The organism is Rhizobium sp. Root149 (assembly GCF_001427345.1).
GTDB lineage: Bacteria > Pseudomonadota > Alphaproteobacteria > Rhizobiales > Rhizobiaceae > Neorhizobium > Neorhizobium rhizoryzae.
On sequence record NZ_LMGD01000021.1, the window covers coordinates 121,789 to 139,587 of the forward strand.

26 protein-coding genes are annotated in these 17,799 nt (G+C 56.7%); 23 read left to right on the forward strand and 3 right to left on the reverse strand.

Going from position 1 to position 17,799, the window contains the following annotated elements; genetic code table 11:
- Positions 1-11 precede the first annotated feature (11 nt).
- Positions 12-371 carry a hypothetical protein gene (locus tag ASD54_RS16040; RefSeq protein WP_062555635.1) on the forward strand — a complete coding sequence of 120 codons (360 nt, stop codon included), beginning with the start codon at positions 12-14 and terminating at the stop codon, positions 369-371.
- A gap of 348 nt (positions 372-719) precedes the next feature.
- Here ASD54_RS16040 and ASD54_RS16045 read toward each other — a convergent pair whose 3' ends face one another.
- On the reverse strand, positions 720-2,045 hold the full coding sequence (locus tag ASD54_RS16045) for an ISL3 family transposase (RefSeq protein WP_062555636.1): 1,326 nt from the start codon (positions 2,043-2,045) through the stop codon (positions 720-722).
- Positions 2,046-2,107: 62 nt separating this feature from the next.
- Between ASD54_RS16045 and dcm the strand changes: the two genes are divergently transcribed.
- From dcm to ASD54_RS16155, 22 genes are all read left to right on the forward strand, one after another.
- The gene (gene dcm / locus ASD54_RS16050) at positions 2,108-2,926 is read left to right on the forward strand and encodes a DNA (cytosine-5-)-methyltransferase (RefSeq protein ID WP_082547242.1); all 819 of its coding nucleotides are present in this window, start codon (positions 2,108-2,110) and stop codon (positions 2,924-2,926) included.
- Positions 2,916-3,284 carry a hypothetical protein gene (locus ASD54_RS16055; RefSeq protein WP_156379257.1) on the forward strand — a complete coding sequence of 123 codons (369 nt, stop codon included), beginning with the start codon at positions 2,916-2,918 and terminating at the stop codon, positions 3,282-3,284. Before dcm ends, ASD54_RS16055 begins: the two co-directional genes overlap by 11 nt.
- A complete protein-coding gene (locus ASD54_RS16060; protein ID WP_062555638.1) occupies positions 3,272-4,276 on the forward strand; it encodes a hypothetical protein in 1,005 nt (334 codons plus the stop codon). Before ASD54_RS16055 ends, ASD54_RS16060 begins: the two co-directional genes overlap by 13 nt.
- 541 nt (positions 4,277-4,817) lie before the next feature.
- On the forward strand, positions 4,818-5,630 hold the full coding sequence (locus ASD54_RS16070; RefSeq protein WP_156379258.1) for a RecT family recombinase: 813 nt from the start codon (positions 4,818-4,820) through the stop codon (positions 5,628-5,630).
- A 1-nt stretch (position 5,631) separates the two neighbouring features.
- Positions 5,632-6,483, forward strand: a complete 852-nt coding sequence (locus ASD54_RS16075) for a hypothetical protein (protein WP_062555641.1) — start codon at positions 5,632-5,634, stop codon at positions 6,481-6,483.
- Positions 6,483-6,803 carry a hypothetical protein gene (locus ASD54_RS16080; protein ID WP_062555642.1) on the forward strand — a complete coding sequence of 107 codons (321 nt, stop codon included), beginning with the start codon at positions 6,483-6,485 and terminating at the stop codon, positions 6,801-6,803. The genes ASD54_RS16075 and ASD54_RS16080 overlap by 1 nt, the downstream gene beginning before the upstream one ends.
- A 17-nt stretch (positions 6,804-6,820) precedes the next feature.
- Entirely contained in the window at positions 6,821-6,973 is a 153-nt protein-coding gene (locus ASD54_RS26660) for a hypothetical protein (RefSeq protein ID WP_156379259.1), read from the forward strand.
- The gene (locus tag ASD54_RS16085) at positions 6,973-7,392 is read left to right on the forward strand and encodes a hypothetical protein (protein WP_062555643.1); all 420 of its coding nucleotides are present in this window, start codon (positions 6,973-6,975) and stop codon (positions 7,390-7,392) included. Before ASD54_RS26660 ends, ASD54_RS16085 begins: the two co-directional genes overlap by 1 nt.
- A complete protein-coding gene (locus ASD54_RS16090) occupies positions 7,389-7,895 on the forward strand; it encodes a hypothetical protein (RefSeq protein WP_156379260.1) in 507 nt (168 codons plus the stop codon). The genes ASD54_RS16085 and ASD54_RS16090 overlap by 4 nt, the downstream gene beginning before the upstream one ends.
- Positions 7,892-8,464 (forward strand): hypothetical protein, encoded by a 573-nt coding sequence (locus ASD54_RS27315; RefSeq protein WP_244484776.1) that lies wholly within the window; start codon positions 7,892-7,894, stop codon positions 8,462-8,464. Before ASD54_RS16090 ends, ASD54_RS27315 begins: the two co-directional genes overlap by 4 nt.
- Positions 8,461-8,808: a hypothetical protein gene (locus ASD54_RS16100; protein ID WP_062555645.1), complete on the forward strand. Its 348-nt coding sequence runs from the start codon at positions 8,461-8,463 to the stop codon at positions 8,806-8,808. Before ASD54_RS27315 ends, ASD54_RS16100 begins: the two co-directional genes overlap by 4 nt.
- Positions 8,801-9,577 (forward strand): hypothetical protein, encoded by a 777-nt coding sequence (locus ASD54_RS16105; RefSeq protein WP_062555646.1) that lies wholly within the window; start codon positions 8,801-8,803, stop codon positions 9,575-9,577. The genes ASD54_RS16100 and ASD54_RS16105 overlap by 8 nt, the downstream gene beginning before the upstream one ends.
- Positions 9,574-9,789 carry a hypothetical protein gene (locus ASD54_RS16110; protein ID WP_062555647.1) on the forward strand — a complete coding sequence of 72 codons (216 nt, stop codon included), beginning with the start codon at positions 9,574-9,576 and terminating at the stop codon, positions 9,787-9,789. The genes ASD54_RS16105 and ASD54_RS16110 overlap by 4 nt, the downstream gene beginning before the upstream one ends.
- The gene (locus ASD54_RS16115; protein ID WP_062555648.1) at positions 9,782-10,255 is read left to right on the forward strand and encodes a hypothetical protein; all 474 of its coding nucleotides are present in this window, start codon (positions 9,782-9,784) and stop codon (positions 10,253-10,255) included. Before ASD54_RS16110 ends, ASD54_RS16115 begins: the two co-directional genes overlap by 8 nt.
- A complete protein-coding gene (locus tag ASD54_RS16120) occupies positions 10,252-10,731 on the forward strand; it encodes a hypothetical protein (RefSeq protein ID WP_062555649.1) in 480 nt (159 codons plus the stop codon). Before ASD54_RS16115 ends, ASD54_RS16120 begins: the two co-directional genes overlap by 4 nt.
- On the forward strand, positions 10,728-11,210 hold the full coding sequence (locus tag ASD54_RS16125) for a hypothetical protein (protein WP_062555650.1): 483 nt from the start codon (positions 10,728-10,730) through the stop codon (positions 11,208-11,210). Before ASD54_RS16120 ends, ASD54_RS16125 begins: the two co-directional genes overlap by 4 nt.
- A complete protein-coding gene (locus ASD54_RS16130) occupies positions 11,197-11,490 on the forward strand; it encodes a DUF3850 domain-containing protein (RefSeq protein WP_062555651.1) in 294 nt (97 codons plus the stop codon). The genes ASD54_RS16125 and ASD54_RS16130 overlap by 14 nt, the downstream gene beginning before the upstream one ends.
- Positions 11,480-12,262 (forward strand): hypothetical protein, encoded by a 783-nt coding sequence (locus tag ASD54_RS16135; protein WP_062555652.1) that lies wholly within the window; start codon positions 11,480-11,482, stop codon positions 12,260-12,262. Before ASD54_RS16130 ends, ASD54_RS16135 begins: the two co-directional genes overlap by 11 nt.
- On the forward strand, positions 12,263-12,769 hold the full coding sequence (locus ASD54_RS16140; protein WP_062555653.1) for a hypothetical protein: 507 nt from the start codon (positions 12,263-12,265) through the stop codon (positions 12,767-12,769).
- On the forward strand, positions 12,766-13,197 hold the full coding sequence (locus ASD54_RS16145; RefSeq protein WP_062555654.1) for a hypothetical protein: 432 nt from the start codon (positions 12,766-12,768) through the stop codon (positions 13,195-13,197). Before ASD54_RS16140 ends, ASD54_RS16145 begins: the two co-directional genes overlap by 4 nt.
- A 172-nt stretch (positions 13,198-13,369) precedes the next feature.
- Positions 13,370-14,383, forward strand: coding sequence for a site-specific integrase (locus ASD54_RS16150; RefSeq protein WP_062555655.1), 1,014 nt, complete (start codon positions 13,370-13,372; stop codon positions 14,381-14,383).
- Between the two features lie 294 nt (positions 14,384-14,677).
- Positions 14,678-15,268, forward strand: coding sequence for a DoxX family protein (locus tag ASD54_RS16155; RefSeq protein WP_062555656.1), 591 nt, complete (start codon positions 14,678-14,680; stop codon positions 15,266-15,268).
- A 70-nt stretch (positions 15,269-15,338) separates the two neighbouring features.
- Here the strand turns inward: ASD54_RS16155 and ASD54_RS16160 are convergent, their stop codons facing one another.
- Both ASD54_RS16160 and glmM read right to left on the reverse strand, forming a co-directional pair.
- On the reverse strand, positions 15,339-16,187 hold the full coding sequence (locus ASD54_RS16160) for an outer membrane protein (protein WP_062555657.1): 849 nt from the start codon (positions 16,185-16,187) through the stop codon (positions 15,339-15,341).
- A 216-nt stretch (positions 16,188-16,403) separates the two neighbouring features.
- On the reverse strand, positions 16,404-17,756 hold the full coding sequence (glmM, locus tag ASD54_RS16165; protein ID WP_062555658.1) for a phosphoglucosamine mutase: 1,353 nt from the start codon (positions 17,754-17,756) through the stop codon (positions 16,404-16,406).
- Positions 17,757-17,799 lie beyond the last annotated feature (43 nt).

Consider the following 17,799-nt stretch of genomic DNA (forward strand, 5'->3'; position numbering starts at 1 on the left):
GAGGCACCGCAATGCAGATCCAATTCCAATTCGAAGAACTTTCTCCACGGGATGACAACGGCAAGCCGATCATCGGCATGATGCTGTACGGCACAGCAACGCTGTCCTCAGACGATCCTGATTTCGACAAGTACGCTTTCGTCGTGTCGTCTATCCGGCTTGATGCTGAGAATGCGTTTGGATCCTACACGCTGAGCCGTGTCGGCTCGCATAGCTGGCTCTGGGAGCAGATCACTCGCGAGCTTTACAACGATAGCTGCCATATCGGTCGGGCCGCTCATGAGGCATTCCGAGAGGCTATAGACGGTTCTTCCGAGCCTGTCTCCGTACCTCGCCAGCGGGTCTACAGCGCCTTGGAGGTAGGGGTATGAGCGAGCACAAGCACACTCCGGGGCCTTGGAAGGTTGAGCTGAATAAACGTGCATGGGGATGGGTAGAGGTAGTTGGCCCGTCTTTCGCTGTCCATGGCCCTACCCAGGCAACTGACCTTCGCCTTCACGATGAGGTTAAGCGCATTGCAGACGCCCGCCTGATAGCCGCCGCTCCTGATCTTCTGGAGGCGGTTAAAGAGGCAATGCCATTCCTTGTTGAAATCGCAAGGCAGCGCCACGGGCACTTCTCAATCGAGATGGCTGACAAAGACAGCACTATCGGGAAGATGCGAGACGCCATCGCGAAAGCGGAGGGCCGGTGGCTATCCGACTTTCAGGGTGGAAACGTCACCAGAACGCACCCCCTCTCAAATCCCGCTCAAAGGTTGACAGGTCCACGCCATGACCAATGACCGTGCTCGCAATTTTGTCCCGTTCGTCCTCGCTGAGGCGACTGATGTCGAAGGTAAACTTCTCGTCCATCGGCTGGACCCTGCCGTATCGCAGCAAGGCTTTCGCTCGGAGCGTTTCCAGGTCGTAACCTCTGCCGCCGCGGCTGATTTCGTCCAGGAGATTGTTCGTCGCCTCGACATAGGCGTTCGTGTATCGGTGGTCGAAGTAGTTGAGGATCAGCCGTCGCCAGCGCTTCTCGCGCATGTAGGACAGCACCTTTCGGAACGGATGCTCCAGCTCCTTCGGAAGGAGTTCTCGCCAGCTGTCATAAGCCTTCTCGGCCTCGGCTCGGGTCTCGCACTGGTAGATGTCGTAGAACCACTCCTTGAACAGCACCGCCTGCTCGATCGCCGGGTGGCGCTTGAACAGGGTCTTCAGCCGAAACTCGTCACCCAGCCGCAGTCGCTCGGGACGCGCCCGCAGCAGGCCGATCTGGTTCTTGAGCTTGATACGCTCATCGTTGTCGACCTTGGACTGGATGCTCTTCCTGACCTCGGACACGGCAAAATCGGCGTAGCGCAGGACGTGGAACTTATCGATGACGACGGTCGCGGCTTTGAAGTACGTCTCGTTCAGCGTCTTGTAGGGCCAGTGCATGTCCTGGGTGATGACCTCAACCTTAGCGCGGTCGCGGAAGTCCCATCGGGAAAAGTACTCTTCAAGGTTCGTTTGCTTTCGAGAGTTGACGATGTCCAAGAGTTTTCGGTTTTCAACGTCTCCGACGACGAAGCGCGGCACCCCACCAAGAACCTTCTCATCCATGCCGAGCACCCGGGGAAGATCGTAGGTATAGTTCTTGAGACGCTCCGCGGCGTGGTCCTTAAACACTCGGCGGACAAGACTTTCCTTCACCCCGTTGATGCTCCCGCCTACCACGAACTTGTGCGCAACCCCGTCCTCCGCCAGCTGGTCACGGAAGCGGATCGTCATCCGCCGCTTGAGATCGATGAACGGCAGAGGCTGGAGCAGAAGCGTCATGCAGCCGCGGCAACGGTACCGCTGACGCTCGATCCGCAGGTAGGTTTCCTTCCGCTGATGCGAGTAGTCGCGAAAGTGGACGAGGCGCTTCCCGTGCTTGACCACGTCGGGATAGTCGCATTCGCAGGTCGGAACGTCACTGTCGGGGTCGATGGGCTCCATGTCGATGAAGGTCTTGCCTTCGACGGTCTCCGTCGTGAAGGCGAACCACCCCTCAATTCCCAGCCAATCCATGTCTGCCATGCCCGTCCCCTTTGCGGCGGACACTACCGGGCACGGGTAACGAGTCAATTAAGGGTGGCGGCATGAACAAGCTTCGCGTCCTCGACCTGTTCAGCGGCATCGGTTGCTTCAGCTTCGGTCTCGAAAGAACGGGAGATTTCGAGACAGTCGCCTTCTGCGAGATCGAGGAATTCCCGCGGAAGGTCCTAGCAAAGCACTGGCCGGAGGTTCGTTGCTACAATGACATCAAAAATCTATCAGCCAACTCTCTTCGACAAGATGGACTTTCCGTTGATGTCATCACTGGAGGCTTCCCTTGTCAGGACATCAGCCTCGCCGGAAGAATGTCAGGTCTCGGAGGCAAAAAGTCAGGTCTCTGGGAGGAGTACTTCCGCCTCATCGACGAAATCAGGCCGATCGCCGTCATTATCGAAAACTCCCCCGTCCTACGAACTCGAGGACTGGGAAACATGCTCCGGCAGTTTGCTTCGATCGGGTACGATGCGGAGTGGCACTGTATACCCGTCAACGCCATTGGCGCGCCTCACAGGAGGGATCGCGTCTGGATTGTTGCCTACCCCTCTAGCCTCAGAGACCGGGTATCGGAAGGGCAAATTCTCACAGGGAGGCACCTCACTCAGCACCGCCATTGGTGGTCCCGTGAACCCCAGATATGCCGAGTGGATGATGGGACTACCGGACGGGTGGACCGACTTAGAGCTTTAGGAAACGCGATTGTTCCAGCCGTCGCAGAGATGATTGGTTCAGCCTTAATCGAAGCGAACTTCCTCAAAGCTAAAGCCGAAGAGGAGCGTCATAGCCCGCCAGGCCGATCCGCTCCGAGTAATGGAGCACTACACGGATCGGCCTGGCTACCGAAGGAGCAAGGGAGTGAACAGTGACCGTATCAACCTCGGAAGACGAAAGCAGGAAGGGACCCCCTCATGCGAAATCAACCTCAGAAATCGGAAAGCCGGGCCGGTCATGACCAAGGATTGCGTTATCAGAGCTTTCAACGGTTGCGACTGCGCTCAAGGCGAATGCCGATCGGCAACTGTTCCGATCATCAAGATCCTCTCCAAGCACGAGGAACGCGCCAGAAGCGACAGTGCACTGGCATCAATATTCACGACGGCGAACATGGCAATCACCGGCTTTGGCTGCGCTGTGATCGTTCTCATCGGGATTTTCATCGGCCACGCCAATAGCGCAGAGGCCGCGAAGCATCAGCAGGAACAGGTGGCGACATGGAAACGATAGGCGCACTCGCATTGAAGGTGGTCGACGTTTGGGCGTGGTGGCAGAAAGCTCTGAAAGACCCGTCCAAGATCGGCTCTAAGGATCTGCTTGTTCACGATGGAGACCCGCAGCAAGGCTATTACCGCATCCGGTATGGCAAGGATAAGCCGTTCGAACCAGTCGCGATCTGGAAGGATGATAGCGGCAACTGGTTGGCTTACCGCAACGGTCGCGAAGCAAACGCTGAAGCCATCTGGACAAGCTGCTGCTGGCATCCAGTCAGCTATGAGGCCTATCAGGACGCAGTTGATGGAAAGGGCTGGTCAGACGAAGACAAGGTAGTTGCCTCACAGATCAAGCCGCCTGTGCCTGGCAGCCTTCAGAACTCCAGAGGCGTTGATGAAGCTGAAGCTCTTCAGGACCAGATCGAGGCTGCTCTGGCTGGCATCGCGGCTTATTCCAAGGTCACAGATGACGAGACGGCAGCGAAAGCTCTGTCACTCCGCAACCGGCTGAATGAGCTGTCACGCGAAGCTGACAAGGTTCGGACGAAGGAAAAGGAACCTCATCTGGAAGCCGGGAAGGCAGTCGATGCGAAATGGCAGCCTTTGGTGAAGAAAGCCAAGGCCGGCGCGGATCAGGTACGTGATGCGATCGGCGCTTTCGAGACGGAAAAGCTTCGAGCCCAACGCGAGGAACAGCGCAAGGCTGAAGAGGAGGCCCGCAAAGCCACACAGGAGGTGCGTGGAGAGCAAACGGCCACCGCCGCAGTGATAGAGCGCCCGCAGACAGAAACCGCTCCTGCGCCCATCAAGCCGACGTATGGCAAGGCGGCAAGTGTAGCCGTCAAGATCGTCCTGAAGGATGTGACCGACTGGAAGGCTCTAGCTGTCTACATGTGTGACCGCGAAGATGTCCAAGAGCTTCTTCGGAAGCTGGCACAAAGAGCCTTGGATGCCGGACGCGCCAATATCCCAGGGGTGGTTGTCGAAGAAAGGGCTTCACTACGATGATCGAGGAGTGGAGAGAAGTCAGAAGTCTTGTGGGTTGGGAAGCCTCTAATCTCGGTCGCCTCAGGCCTACGCACAAATGGGCTAAAAGGTTTACTCAAGAGGGGTTCGGATACGACAACGGCAAGGGCTATAGGGGGATTACGATCCGTGTGAACGGTAAATCTAAACGGTTTTATGTTCACCGCCTTGTGTGCGAAGCGTTCCACGGTCCTGCCCCGTCGCCATCTCACCATGCTGCTCATGGGAACGGCATTCGACACGACAATAGACCTAGCAACCTGTCTTGGAAGCTACCGATTGAGAACGAAGCTGATAAAATCCTTCACGGCACGAAGCGGATCGGAGAGAACCACCCATCCCGCCGCCTGACGGATCTGCAAGTTAGGTCGATAGTGTTCGAACGCACTCAATGGAACGCTCCAGTTAGCGTCCTCGTCGCCCATTACGGCGTCAGTGCATGGACAATCTACAAATCAATCAGGAGCGCCAAGTGAACGCTGTAACCAAGACAGAGGCCCCACGCCCGTCACTGATCGCCACGATGGCGCAGAAGTTCAACATGGACCCTCGCGCCTTTGAATCTACTGTTCGCTCAACGGTAATGCCGTCACAGCATACGAACGAACAGTTCGCCGCGCTGATGATGGTCGCGAAGGAATATGACCTCAACCCTCTGACAAAAGAGATCTATGCGTTCCCGGCAAAGGGTGGCGGCATCGTTCCTGTAGTTTCCATAGATGGGTGGGTGAATCTCGTAAACTCTCATCCAGCATGCGACGGCTTCGAGTTCGAGTTCGAACATGCCGACAGCAAGTTGGTTTCCTGCACATGCAAGATGTACCGAAAGGACCGCAGCCGTCCGGTAACCGTCACTGAGTATCTTGCCGAGTGCAAGCGCAACACTGACCCATGGAAGATGGAGCACAGGATGTTGCGGCACAAAGCAATGATCCAAGCAGCTCGTTACGCATTCGGATTCTCTGGCATCTACGACGAGGATGAAGGCAGCAAGATCGCTGAAATGCGCGATGTTACGCCTCCTCCTCAACCACCAAAGCCACCAGTGCCGCCATCTGCTCCAGTGGAAGCAGAAACGCAGATCACTCTGGATGGCGAAATCATCGACCACGTTGCCGAAGGCATTGATGCTGATCAGCCGGACGATGGCGAAGAGTTTGATGCCAATGCGTTCTTTGAAGCGCTAGAGGCGGATCTTGCACAGGCGAGCACGGTAGAAGACGTGGAAGAAGCATGGACGGCACGCGATGCCTTGTCGGTCTTCGACGGCGACGAACAGAACCAGGCTATCGCCCTTGCAATCAAGAAGCGCCGCCTGAAGGCGATCGGAGGCTGATATGAGCAGCAGCGATTATCCAGCATTGCGCATGACTGTGGATGGCGGGCGGCTTGTCCCGTCCACTCCATTCGATCAGGAACGGATCAATAGCTATCGCCGCGGCGCGACTGTCCTTGTGAAGATCACGGAACAGAAAGATCGCGTCCTACAACGCAAGTGGTGGGCCATTCTCGGGCTCGTCCTGAAGCAGTGCAAGACGCCTTGGAAGACGAAGGAAGAAGCGCACGAAGCAATCAAGCTTGCGCTCGGGATCGTCAACCTGTCGAAGACAGTCAGCGGCGCATTCATGCAGTATCCGAAGAGCCTCAGTGAGCTGGACGATCCAGAATTGCAGGAAGCTTTGGAGCAAATGATTGAACTGCTTTCGCGCCTGACCGGCGTGGATGTCGAAACGCTAAACAAGGAAGCCGCGCACGTCGGCTCCGAGATCAATCAAGCTACCGGCGAACCCTCCCAAGCATTGCCGGATACTGACGGGGAAGGATCTGCCTCCATTCCTAACCCGTCAGATGATGAGGTGGCGGGTGTAATGTCCCCGCCCGCGCCCGCCACCTCTGACACCATTGATGCAGCATGGCTTAAAACAGCCGCACGCATGCTCTGGGGAGCGACGAACTGGAAAGGCGACACAGAGGCTAACCTGAGCCTCCTCAACACTCAGCGCCTTGCTGTGGCTGATCTAGACCAATCCAAGGGCGTCAGCCAGAGGGCAAAGGACAAGGCCGGTTCGATCTACCGCACATGCAAATCCGCTGTGATGCAGGAAGTAGACCCAACAGACGCGCTGAAGATGGTTGCTGGCCTGGCTGGCACGACTGAGGCCGCGATCACTGGCAAGGAGGATGCGTGATGGCTGAGAACAAGATTGATGACGGTGGGTTGGCTTTCCCCGGCAAGCGTGCCGAACTTGTACAGATCCTGAAGGGCGTTGAACCAACTGCTCTTGAGGCTACCTATCCCGGCCTCACCAAGCGCGAATGGTTCGCCATCCAATCATGCAGTTTGCCAGATAGCACACACGTTGCTTTTGCAGAGGCGCTTGTCGGCAGGAAAGAGCCTGAAGACAAGACGGATTATCGCGAGATCGCGAGGTTCTGGGCAGAGGCAGACGCCGCATATCGAGTGATCTACGCTGACGCGCTGATTGCTGCCTTGAAAGGCGGTGCGTGATGACGTGGATACTCTTCATGATCGGCCTATCAATGGTCATTCTCATCCCACAAGCAGCAAAGAAGGGTCAAAGCAGCGAAAATAAATACGCTGTGGTCGGCGCCATGTTCTTGCTTGGCATCGTGCTTATGGTGATTGCGACAGTGCTTCATCAGATCGGCGGTGACTGATGACCAAACGCCGCGAGTTCTCACCCACACAGCGCCGGGAGATCGTCAACCGATCGAAGAACGCCGATGGTCAGATCTGCTGTGAAGGATGCGGGCTGGTGTTGGCCGGGAAGCCCTATGAGGTGGATCACATACTGCCCGAGGGCTTGCGACCAGACGCCGACAAGAAGCGCAAGCTGACAATCGCGGAAGGACAGTTGCTCGGCAAACACTGCTGCCACCGCGGCGAAGACGGAAAGACGAAGAAGGACCAGAAGCAGATCGCGAAGTCCAATCGTCAGTTCGACAAGTCACAGGGGCTCAAGGCGCCGAAGCAGTCCATCAGGTCACCTGGATTCCCCAAGGCCGAGAAGGCCCACAAGCCACTCACAAAGACACTGCCTCCAAGGAGGCTTTTCAAATGCGAGGCATCGGAATGACACAGACACACACGCCTTTGCCGTGGGCGGAAAACAACGATCTCAAATATTTTGAGGTTTGGGCAAAAGACGACGAAGCAAATGACCGTCACATCATCTGTGCGCTTGAAGGCCCTGATGCGAAAGCCAACGCCGCCTTCATCGTCACCGCCTGTAATTCCTACTACGACAACCAGGCCACCATTGCCTCACAAGCCGCTGAGATAGCGGCTCTGAGGGAGGCGCTGAAGAGCGCCGAGGCGGAAGTCAAAAAGATGCGCGATCGCTACGAGCGATGGATGCCTGTCTCTGAGGAAATTCCCCACGGCATGAGCCCTTACGCGCTTCTGCATTTCTATTGCATCAACGACCATTCAGAAGGCGACGAAAGCCCTGAGTATTGGTTTACCGGAACTTGGCGCGAGAAGCCAAAGAATGCCGTCTATTGGTGCGCCATTGTGTCACCTCTTGGACCTCACGAAACGACTTTTATCGCCCGCGCAGCCTTGGAGCCCCGCTCATGAGCCAGATACCTGAAGACGTGATGAAGCTGGCGAAAGAAGCCCATGCTCGCTTTGCCGATAGTCGCGTGACTGACAATCTCACGGACATCATCGCCCGCGCCATCCTCTCCGACCGCTCATCCCGCTCCATAGCGGAGACAGGGGAGGGCCACGCGCCCCAAACACATTCGTTGGTAGTCTGGACAAGTCAATACCAGCTAGACGAGGCGGCAAATTGCGGCCTGGGCTACATTTATCCCGAGGAAGGGAGGCCAGAGAAAGCTGACATCCCATTGATCCGTCTCGCTACCGGTGCGGGCCACTCAGCCGCCGACATTCTAACCAAGATCGCGCAAGTCGCTACCGCAGTAGGCTTTCAAGCCGGCGAACCAGCTATGGAAATGGCAGGACAAATCGTTTCCGTTCTGGCCGCAAAACCGGAACATATTGAGCGGTTCATGGTCGAAGGCTCAGGACTGTTCTTGGACGGCACCTTAAACCACGAGAACGGCTCGCTGACCTATCGCGCTGTTAACGGCTCGATCCTGTCGCCTTCCGTCCTTCGCGAGAAGAAAGGCCAGCAGCAATGACCGCCAGCACCCCAGATAGCCTTATCGGAAATCTGCTCGATCGATGGGAGATGACGCCCAACGATCTGAAGCAGGAGATGCGGGAGCATGGTTGCGGCAAGCAGCTTGACGAGCTTTTGCGCCATGTCGACAACCCATCGCCTCAGACGCTTTCGGTGGGCCTGATCGAAGCGGCGAGCAATGTGATCGCGTCGGCCTCGGACACCTACAAGAAGCGGAACGGACACCTCGCCAGCTTCGAAGATGATAGTGGCGAAAAGTGCTGGATCGTGCCTTTCGATGCTTTCGAAGGATTGCGGTCTGCCGTCGAAGCCCTCGCTACGGAGGGCAAGGACAATGGGTGAGCCTCGGATCGTATGTCGTTTCTCTTGCGGCGCGGCCTCGGCCGTTGCCACAAAGCTCACCCTGGCGAAGTATGACAGGGATCGCATCGTCATCACCTACAGCGACCCTGGCAGCGAGCATCCCGACAACAAGCGTTTCTTGGCGGATTGCCAGCGATGGTTCAATCATCCGATCGAAACCCTGCGCTCAACCGAATACCGGGACACGTGGGATGTTTTCGAGAAGGAACGTTTTCTGGTTGGGCAAAACGGGGCTAAGTGTACCGGCGTTCTGAAGCGAGCCCCCACCTACGAATTTCAGCAGCCGGGCGATATCCTCGTCTTCGGTTACACATTCGAGGAAAAGGGCCGCGCAGCTTCATTCCGCAAGCAAAACTTTGAACAGCCTCTACTGACGCCGTTGATTGAGGCTGGCCTGACTAAGGCAGACTGCCTCGCAATGATTGAGCGTGCCGGGATCGAATTGCCAGCCATGTATCGCCTTGGCTACCACAACAACAATTGCATCGGCTGTGTCAAAGGCGGGATGGGCTACTGGAACAAGATCCGGCGCGACTTCCCAGAAACATATGAGCGTATGGCCGCCTTGCAGCGCGAACTTGGCCCTGGATCCTACTTTTGGCGGGAGCGCAAGACGAAGGAGCGTATCAGTCTTGACGCTTTAGATCCGAAGCGCGGCAACCACGACGAAGAACCAAATATCGAATGCTCGCTCCTTTGCCACGCGGCCGAGGCGACCATTGCCGATGATGATTGCGAGGCAGCATGACCAAGTTCCGAGACGACATCATCACCGCCATCGCCAACCGCCTATCGGTTCAGCAAGGCCATGGCCTGCCAGCCGCGGAGGGCTTCCGAGATCTAGCGGAGGAGATCGTCACCGATATTCGGCCAATCATCAACGCCGAATTTATGCGCCTCGACGACCGCCTCCCAATCCCATCACCCCAAACGAGACAAGAGGGTAGCGCCAATGAGTAAGCCGACACCTGTGGCGGTCGTGGACCGCGTATTCAATAGCGTTGGGTTGTTGCACGCTACTGTCGAGGAAGGGAAATTGTCTGAAGGGGATGCCCTCTACCCCTCCTCAGCCCTCCAAGCCCTGGAAGAGGAAAACGAAATGCTGCGGCAGCATGTCGAGGAGTTGCAGCAGAAGAACGCTGCCGAAACGTGTGCCTGCTCATATGACGGGCCGGGGACAGTTTGCGACGGCCACAGCCCAAAGCTGGCGGCAGCAGAAGCCCGCCTCGAAGAAGCGCTGAAGGTGATCGAGCCTTTTGCGAAGGCTTTCGAGAAAGCTCGAATAACCTACAGCAAGCGCTACTCTGACATCACTCTTGGCGAGGCAAACTTCGACAAGATGCCGGACATCTGGCCCATGGACACCCTCACGTTCAACATGGGGCAATTCCGCGCCGCCCGCCGCTTCATGGAGGAGAGCCGATGATTAAACCGAACACCACGCTGCGTTTTATGCGCAGAGAGCAGCATACCGTCTACAAAGAGACGCCATACAAACTGCGGAAAGACATTCGCCGTTTTGGATGGCTTGCTGATCTATGCTGGCGTCTCCTCCATAAGCTCAATGCTCTGGAGATGTACAGCGAGAAAGTGACCACCTGGAGATATTCTGAGGTTCAGCAAAGGAAACTGACCGAAATGGTCATGACGATGCGCGAAGAGCTTTTTGAATACTTCGAAGACCCAGACAACTGGGTTGTAGTGGTCGGCGCCTATGATTTCCAAGAGGTGATGCAATCGCCAATGCTCATGAGCCATACGGTGTTTGAGGCGGGGCCTATTGCGTCCAAGCCGCACTACTTCCGCTTGGTGGGGGTCGATGTTCACGTCGTCCCTTGGCTTCGAGGAATGGCGGTTCTTCCGCGTGTTGTGATTGAAACACGCAAAGGCGGGGCAGCATGACCGCCGACATACTCACCCGCCTACGTAAAGCGACAGGCGCGGATAGAGAGCTGGATGCGGAGATTGCCGTGTTCGCTCGCTGGCACCCATACGGCCCAGAGCATTGGCTCAACAGATCACCAGAAGCGGCATTCTCTATCTTGTCAGCCGGGAGGGTGAACTTTTCTCTGCCTGATGAAACGGAGCCGCGTGGTGGTTGGGTTGTTCCGTCGTTCACCGATAGCATAGACGCTTCCCTTGCTCTTGTAGAGCGTATGCTTCCGGGGTGGGGCGGTCTGATCGGGATAGGCACGGGAACATCCATACATACCGCAGATCTCTGGTCGGAAGCCAGAGCGCACCAGAACAGCGAAGAAGAGGAAGAGAACCCTCTTGTTGGCGAGGATGCTCACGGAGAGCATCGCTGTTTGCCAATCGCGGTCCTGATCGCCCTCTTCACCGCCCTTCAGGAGAAGGAGAACACAAATGCAGACGCATAAGCTGAAGACCATAGACAGATATTGGGATGCGGTGGCGAACGGCACAAAGACATTTGAGGTTCGCTTGAACGACCGCGCATTCCAGACAGGCGACATTCTGGAACTCGTTAAGATCAATGACAAGGGTTTCTACGTCAGCGACCCGAAAGGCTCCAGCTTTAGCACCTGCATCATTCGCAAGCGGATCACATACCTCCTGCAAGGCGGGCAGTTCGGCATTGAGCCGAGGTACTGCGTCCTTGGACTTGGCGAGGTTGAGGAGAACACGAATGGTAACTGACGCTTTGATCGATCAATTCGAGAAGGCCGTTGCGGCCAATAGCTATCGAACAAGAGACGAATTGACTGAAAAGGCATATCAGGCCGCTAGATCCTCCCTCTCTGCCGCCCTCTCCGCTCAAGATACCGGCGCTATCGCTGGAGTGCGGGTAAGGCCGCTGGAGTGGAAGGCTGGCGACGTTGACACCGCTTATCATTTCGCTTCGTCATCGATCCAGAACTACATCATTACGGTGTTCGAGGATGAAAGCCAATTTACCGTCAGACTTCTCGGCACGACACAATACGGCGAATGGTTCGAAACGCTCGAAGCCGCCAAAGCCGCCGCACAGGCTGATTACTCCGCACGCATTCTCTCCGCCCTCGAACCGCAAGAGCGGGATGGGTGGAAGGACATCGCGACCTCTCCAAAGGATGGGACAGTCATCCTTCTTTGCGGAGGCGCTTACCACGGCTTTCCTTTCCCCGGAAAGTGGGAGTTAGGACCATTTTCGGATACCACGAGGCCTTGGTTAAACGTAATCAACGATAGCCGGTTATACGAACATGTCCCGACGAAGTGGATGCCTTTGCCGACAGATCTAGTTTCGGTAGATGTTGACCGCGTTGCTGCCGCAATCGTCACCGCCGCCTGTGAACTGGACGGCCCTGCCGATCCAGACGGCGAAGATACAATCATAATCACGATGAAGGATTTGGAGGCCGTCGCGCACCGTCATATCACTGTGGCAATTGAACGCGCAGCCGCTCCCCCGCATACGGAGGGGAAGTGAATGAAGACCGACAATCGAGAAGTTATTGCCGAGATGACCACCACCGACGGGAAAAGAGTGCGACTTACACCCGAACAAGCGTCTTCGCTGCTGGCAGCATGTGAGCAAGCTCAACAGGAGAGAATGGCACGCCTACCTGACACGGCATCATGCCTTTCAGCGCTATGTGACGCCGATAGCAGAATGCGGGAGCTTGGCTGGCGCAACGGTAGATACTGCCCTCGTGACGGAAGCCCATTCGCAGTGTGCCAAGTCGGGTCGACAGGAATGTGGGCTGGGCATTGGTCTGAAGATGGCGACAAGAGACCATTCGCGACCGGCTATGTGATTGCAGCAGACTGCGTACATCGGCCAAGCGAGGTGTATTTCAAGCCCATCGACCAGCTTACGGATGAGGAACGGTCACTGATGACGAAGTGTGATCGTGAAGTTGCAGGCTACATTGAAAGGCTTGGCGCAACGTTTGACGCGCTTCAAGTCTCCCCCACCAACGGGAGCGAGAAATGAGCGACATCGTTGAACGCCTGTCAAACCCTGTATCCATGTCCATGTTCACCAGCAAAGACGACATGATCAGTTTCCTGCTGAATGAACGGAGCGAAGCCGCCGATACCATCACCTCCCTCCGCTCCCAGCTAGAGGAGGCAAGGGATAACGCTCTCGAAGAGGCGGCGAAGGTGGCTGAGAGAGCGGCGCAAGAAAACATGGGGCATCCAAGGTGGCAGAATAAATTCAAAGCCACCGCCGCCGCCATTCGGAAGCTAAAAGGCGCAGCAAAGCCAAAGCCTGTCCCATCACTCGGCAAGCTATTTGATGACCTAGCCACGAAGCAGCGCCTCATTGGTGAGGAGTTCGAGAAATTCATGGCCGATGTCGAGGATACTACCGAGGCAGACGACGAAGTTGCCATTCGGAAGCTGAAGGAGGGACGATGAGCACGCTAGAACTGCCAGCCGTATTCACCCCGGAACAGGTAGCCAGCCATATCGGTTGGTCGCCTCGAAAACTCCGCGGCTTTGCAAAGGAGCTTGGTGCATGCCGCATTATGGGTAATCGTATGGTTCTCACACAAAAAGACGTTGATGCAATTCTGGAGGCCAGCCGACCATGCCCCTTACCATCTACCGACGCCCAGGCGGCAAGATCTGGCATTATCGCGGCACTATCAACGGCGTCCTCTATCGGGGCTCGACTCGCACAGCAAAAAAAGACATCGCAGAGCGGATCATCTCAGACATCGAAAACAAAGCGTGGAAAGGTCATTTTGATGGCCCGGGAGCGATCCTGACGTTCGATGCTGCTGCCGACATGTATCTTGAGGCGGGCAAAGCAAAACGCTTCATTGATGCTGTGAAAGGCTACTGGAAGGTTACTCTGGTGAAGGACATCACCGGAGGGGCTATGAGGCAGGGCGCGATCGTCATGCACCCATACGCATCAGGCGCGACCAGAAATCGAAACTTCATCGTGCCGACGCAAGCCGTCATCAATCACTGCGCAAGCATGGATCTCTGCAATTACATCCGGGTCGAACGGTTCAAGACCGAGACGAAGGAAAAGAAGCCCGCAACATGGGAGTGGGTCCAAGCCTTCATGGAACATGCAAACCCGCACCTTGGCGCGATCTGCTGCTTTATGTTTCTGACTGGCGCCAGAGTATCAGAAGCCATAAGCCTCATATGGGCCGATGTAGACCTCACAGCGCGCAAGGCGCTCATCAGGCAGACGAAGGTAGGGAAAGAACGTTACGCCCATCTACCGCCTCCCCTGATGGCTGCAATCGCCAATATCGAAGGGGAGCGGGAGCCGGACGGGAAAGTCTTCAAATATTCATCCAGGCATACGCTCAAGCCGCAATGGACAAAGCCTATCAAGCGGGCCGGGATAGAGCCGCTGACGTTCCATTCGTGCAGGCATGGATTCGCAACGTCGCTGTTGCACAAAGGGGTAGACCCCATCACAGTCGCAAAGCTTGGAGGGTGGGCTGACGCACAGCTTGTGTTCAAAACATACGGCCACGCCATGAGAGACGATACGCTTGCCGATCTGATTACGAATGACGCGCCAAAAACACAGGCGCAAATGAAGCAAGTCAAATTGAGAATGAAAACAATGCGTTAGACTGCGCTCGCGCAAATCTCGTTGGGGAGAGGTGTCCCGCCGCTGCTTCTATGGGAAGTTCCGATACGGGTCAAGACAGAATTTGTCGCAATCAGGCGATTACACATAAGTCGTAAAATTGTTGGAAAAACTTGACCTGAATCAACAGGTATTACTTCTTGGTAGTTTAGCTTCCTCTCATCGGCCAGGCCAAGGCTGACGCCGAATTCACCTTTTGCGCGAGCATCTACTCAGACCCAGCCTCTCCAACCTTCTGTCCGGTTGGACCGGCCTTGCAAGATCATGAGGAAAATCATGGCTATCCCCGTCCCGCTCACCCACGAACGCGGCACTTCGAAGAGCCCGCTCTATCTGCCCTTCCTCTCAGGCTTTTACGAGCACTTCGCTCAACCACTCGCTTGGGTTGCTTTCCGTGCTGTCATCGGCGGCATGTTGATGATTGAAGGCTATCCGAAGATCATGGCGCCCATGGCGCAGGTCGGCTTTGTCGAAAATCTTGGCTTTCACCCCGGCTGGCTCTTCTCACCGCTTCTGGCGGGCATGCAATTCTTTGGCGGAGCCTTGATCGCCCTTGGTCTGTTCACACGTCCGGCAGCCCTTGCAAATGGCGTGATGCTGGCAATCACGCTCTGGTTCCACTTTGCGTTCCCGTATGGCCATGCCTTCCTGACTGATCAGGGCATTGCAGCACTGAAAGGCGGAAGCGAATTCTTCACTCCGGCGGGCGTGAAGCGTCTGGCAGATGGCGGCGCCCTGTTCCTGGAGCAGGTACAGACAAAGGCGGAACTTGCCTCGCTGTTCTGGATGGGCGGCGCCCTCTTCTTCGCAGCCTTCGGCGGCGGCCAGTGGTCGGTGGATCGCAACATCATCAAGCGAGAATTTTGAGCCGCGAGTCGTCAAACACGAAAGGCCGCCGGGTTCGCGCCCGGCGGCCTTTTTGCATGGAATGATGTGATTACTTGTAGACGATCGGGGCCGGGGCCGGCTCTTCCGGAACGTAAGGCGCTGCACATCCGCCGAAGGTGTAGCGGGCGCCGAGGCGTGCTTCGTGAACGTCGAAGCCCTTGTCGTAGCCCGGTCCGCCGTTCTGGGCGTAGCCGAACATGTCGCCACCTTCAACGCGGCGATAGCGATAGCCGATATCGGCCTTAAGGTTGCAGGTCACGTCGATCGTCGCACCGGCCATAAGAGCATAGGTAAAGCGCCAGCCGCCCTTGCCGCCGTGCTCAACCGTCGTATCGCAGCCGATGCCATTGTCGGCGCAGGAGGTGTTGCGCAGCTTGTCCCACTTCACGTAGGTTCCGCCGAGACCGGCGCCGACGTAAGGCGTGAAATAGCCATAGGTGCCGAGATCGACATAGGCGTTGGCCAGCAGGCTATAGGCGCGCATGTTGGCGATATCACGCGATGTGCAGGGTCCAACGCAGGCACCGAATGCCGCGCCGCCACCCTTGGTGGAGCCTTCGAACTTGCTCTTGGAGAGATAGTCGAAGGTAACGTCCGTGCGAAGATAGTTGTTGATCTGGTAACCGACACCGCCGCCGACGGTGAACGCATCGCGCAGTTCGGAGCGATGGAAGTCTACCTTCCGGCTGGTATCGTTGCCCTGGTAGAAGTTTGCGCCACGAAGGTCGTTGAAGCCGTAACCCACGTCGCCACGCAGATACCACCCACTGGAGCTCTGTTGAACCGCCACTTCCGGCGCGTTCATCGGAACCTCCGGCTGCGGCTGATAAAGATCTGCGGAATGAGCCACACCTGCCGTCAGGGCCAGGACAAGTGCGCCGATCAGGGTATTCCTCATGGCATGAACTCCAAGTTCCAGTTTGCTTCGACGCGCGGCGCGGCGAGGTTGTTCTAAACTGAACCGGATCATTAACGATAAAGGTTAAGGAGCAATTAAGGATAATGCCCTGCTAAGAGGATTGGTAAGTTTTGCATGAATGCGCCCGACAGGCGGATAAGAAAAAGGGCCCGCGACATGGCGCGAGCCCTTAATCATCTGACCTTTCCGCTGAACTCAGGCAGCGGAACGAACGTTGGAGATAACACCGATGAGATCGTTGACGATCCGCTCGATCTGAGCGCGATCATCGCCCTCCGCCATGACACGGATGAGTGGCTCGGTGCCGGAAGGCCTGATAACCAGCCTGCCCTTTTTGCCGAGTTCTGCTTCCGCACTTTCGATCGCCTGACGCACGATGATATCCTCCAGCGGCTTACCTCCGGAAAAACGCACATTCTTCAGCAGTTGCGGAACTGGCTCGAACCGGCGGCACACTTCGCTGACCGGCTGCCCGAGACGCTTGACGCGCGCCAGCACCTGCAGCGCCGCCACAAGACCATCGCCAGTCGTCCCGAAATCGGACAGGACGATGTGGCCGGACTGTTCGCCGCCTACGTTGAAGTTGTTGTTGCGCATATGCTCGACCACATACCGGTCGCCCACCTTGGTCCGGGCCAGGTTGAGACCCTTTTTCTTCAGGAAGCGCTCCAGTCCCAGGTTCGACATCACGGTTGCGACAATCCCGCCGCCACGTAGCGTTTCGTCATCCAGCCAGCTTTCGGCGATGACGGCCATCAGCTGGTCGCCGTCGATGATCTGACCGTGTTCGTCGACGATGATCACGCGATCCGCATCGCCATCAAGAGCGATGCCGATATCGGCACGCACTTCATGCACCTTGCGACGCAAGGCGTCCGGGCTGGTGGAGCCGCAATCGAGGTTGATGTTCGTACCGTTCGGGGTGTTGCCGATCGTCACGACATCTGCGCCCAACTCCCACAGCGCAGTTGGCGCCACCTTGTAGGCCGCACCATTGGCACAATCGATGGCAATGCGCAGGCCGTTCAATGTGACGTCGCGTGGCAGCGTACGCTTCACGAATTCGATATAGCGATAGATATCGCCGTCCACGCGCTTGGCACGGCCAATCTCGTGCGGCTTGGCGAGCTGCGCATAGATATCCTTGTCGAGCAGGTCTTCAATCTCAAGCTCGAGCTCATCGGAAAGCTTGTAGCCATCCGGACCGAACAGCTTGATGCCATTGTCCTCGAAGGGATTGTGAGATGCGGAGATCATCACGCCGATATCGGCACGCAGAGAACGGGTCAGCATGGCAACGGCCGGCGTGGGGATCGGGCCGAGCAGGAAGACATCAAGCCCAGCAGCCGTGAAACCCGCCACCAGCGCGTTTTCCAGCATGTAGCCCGAAAGGCGCGTATCCTTGCCGATCACCACCCGGTGACGGTGATTGCCGCGGCGAAAAATCGTGCCGACTGCAATCCCGACCCGCATCGCCAGATCCGGCGTCATGGGAAACACATTCGATTGTCCGCGAATGCCATCGGTGCCAAAGTAACGGCGTGTCATGAATGCTCCTTGATGCCCTGCGCGGCATTTGCTGCGACTTTGT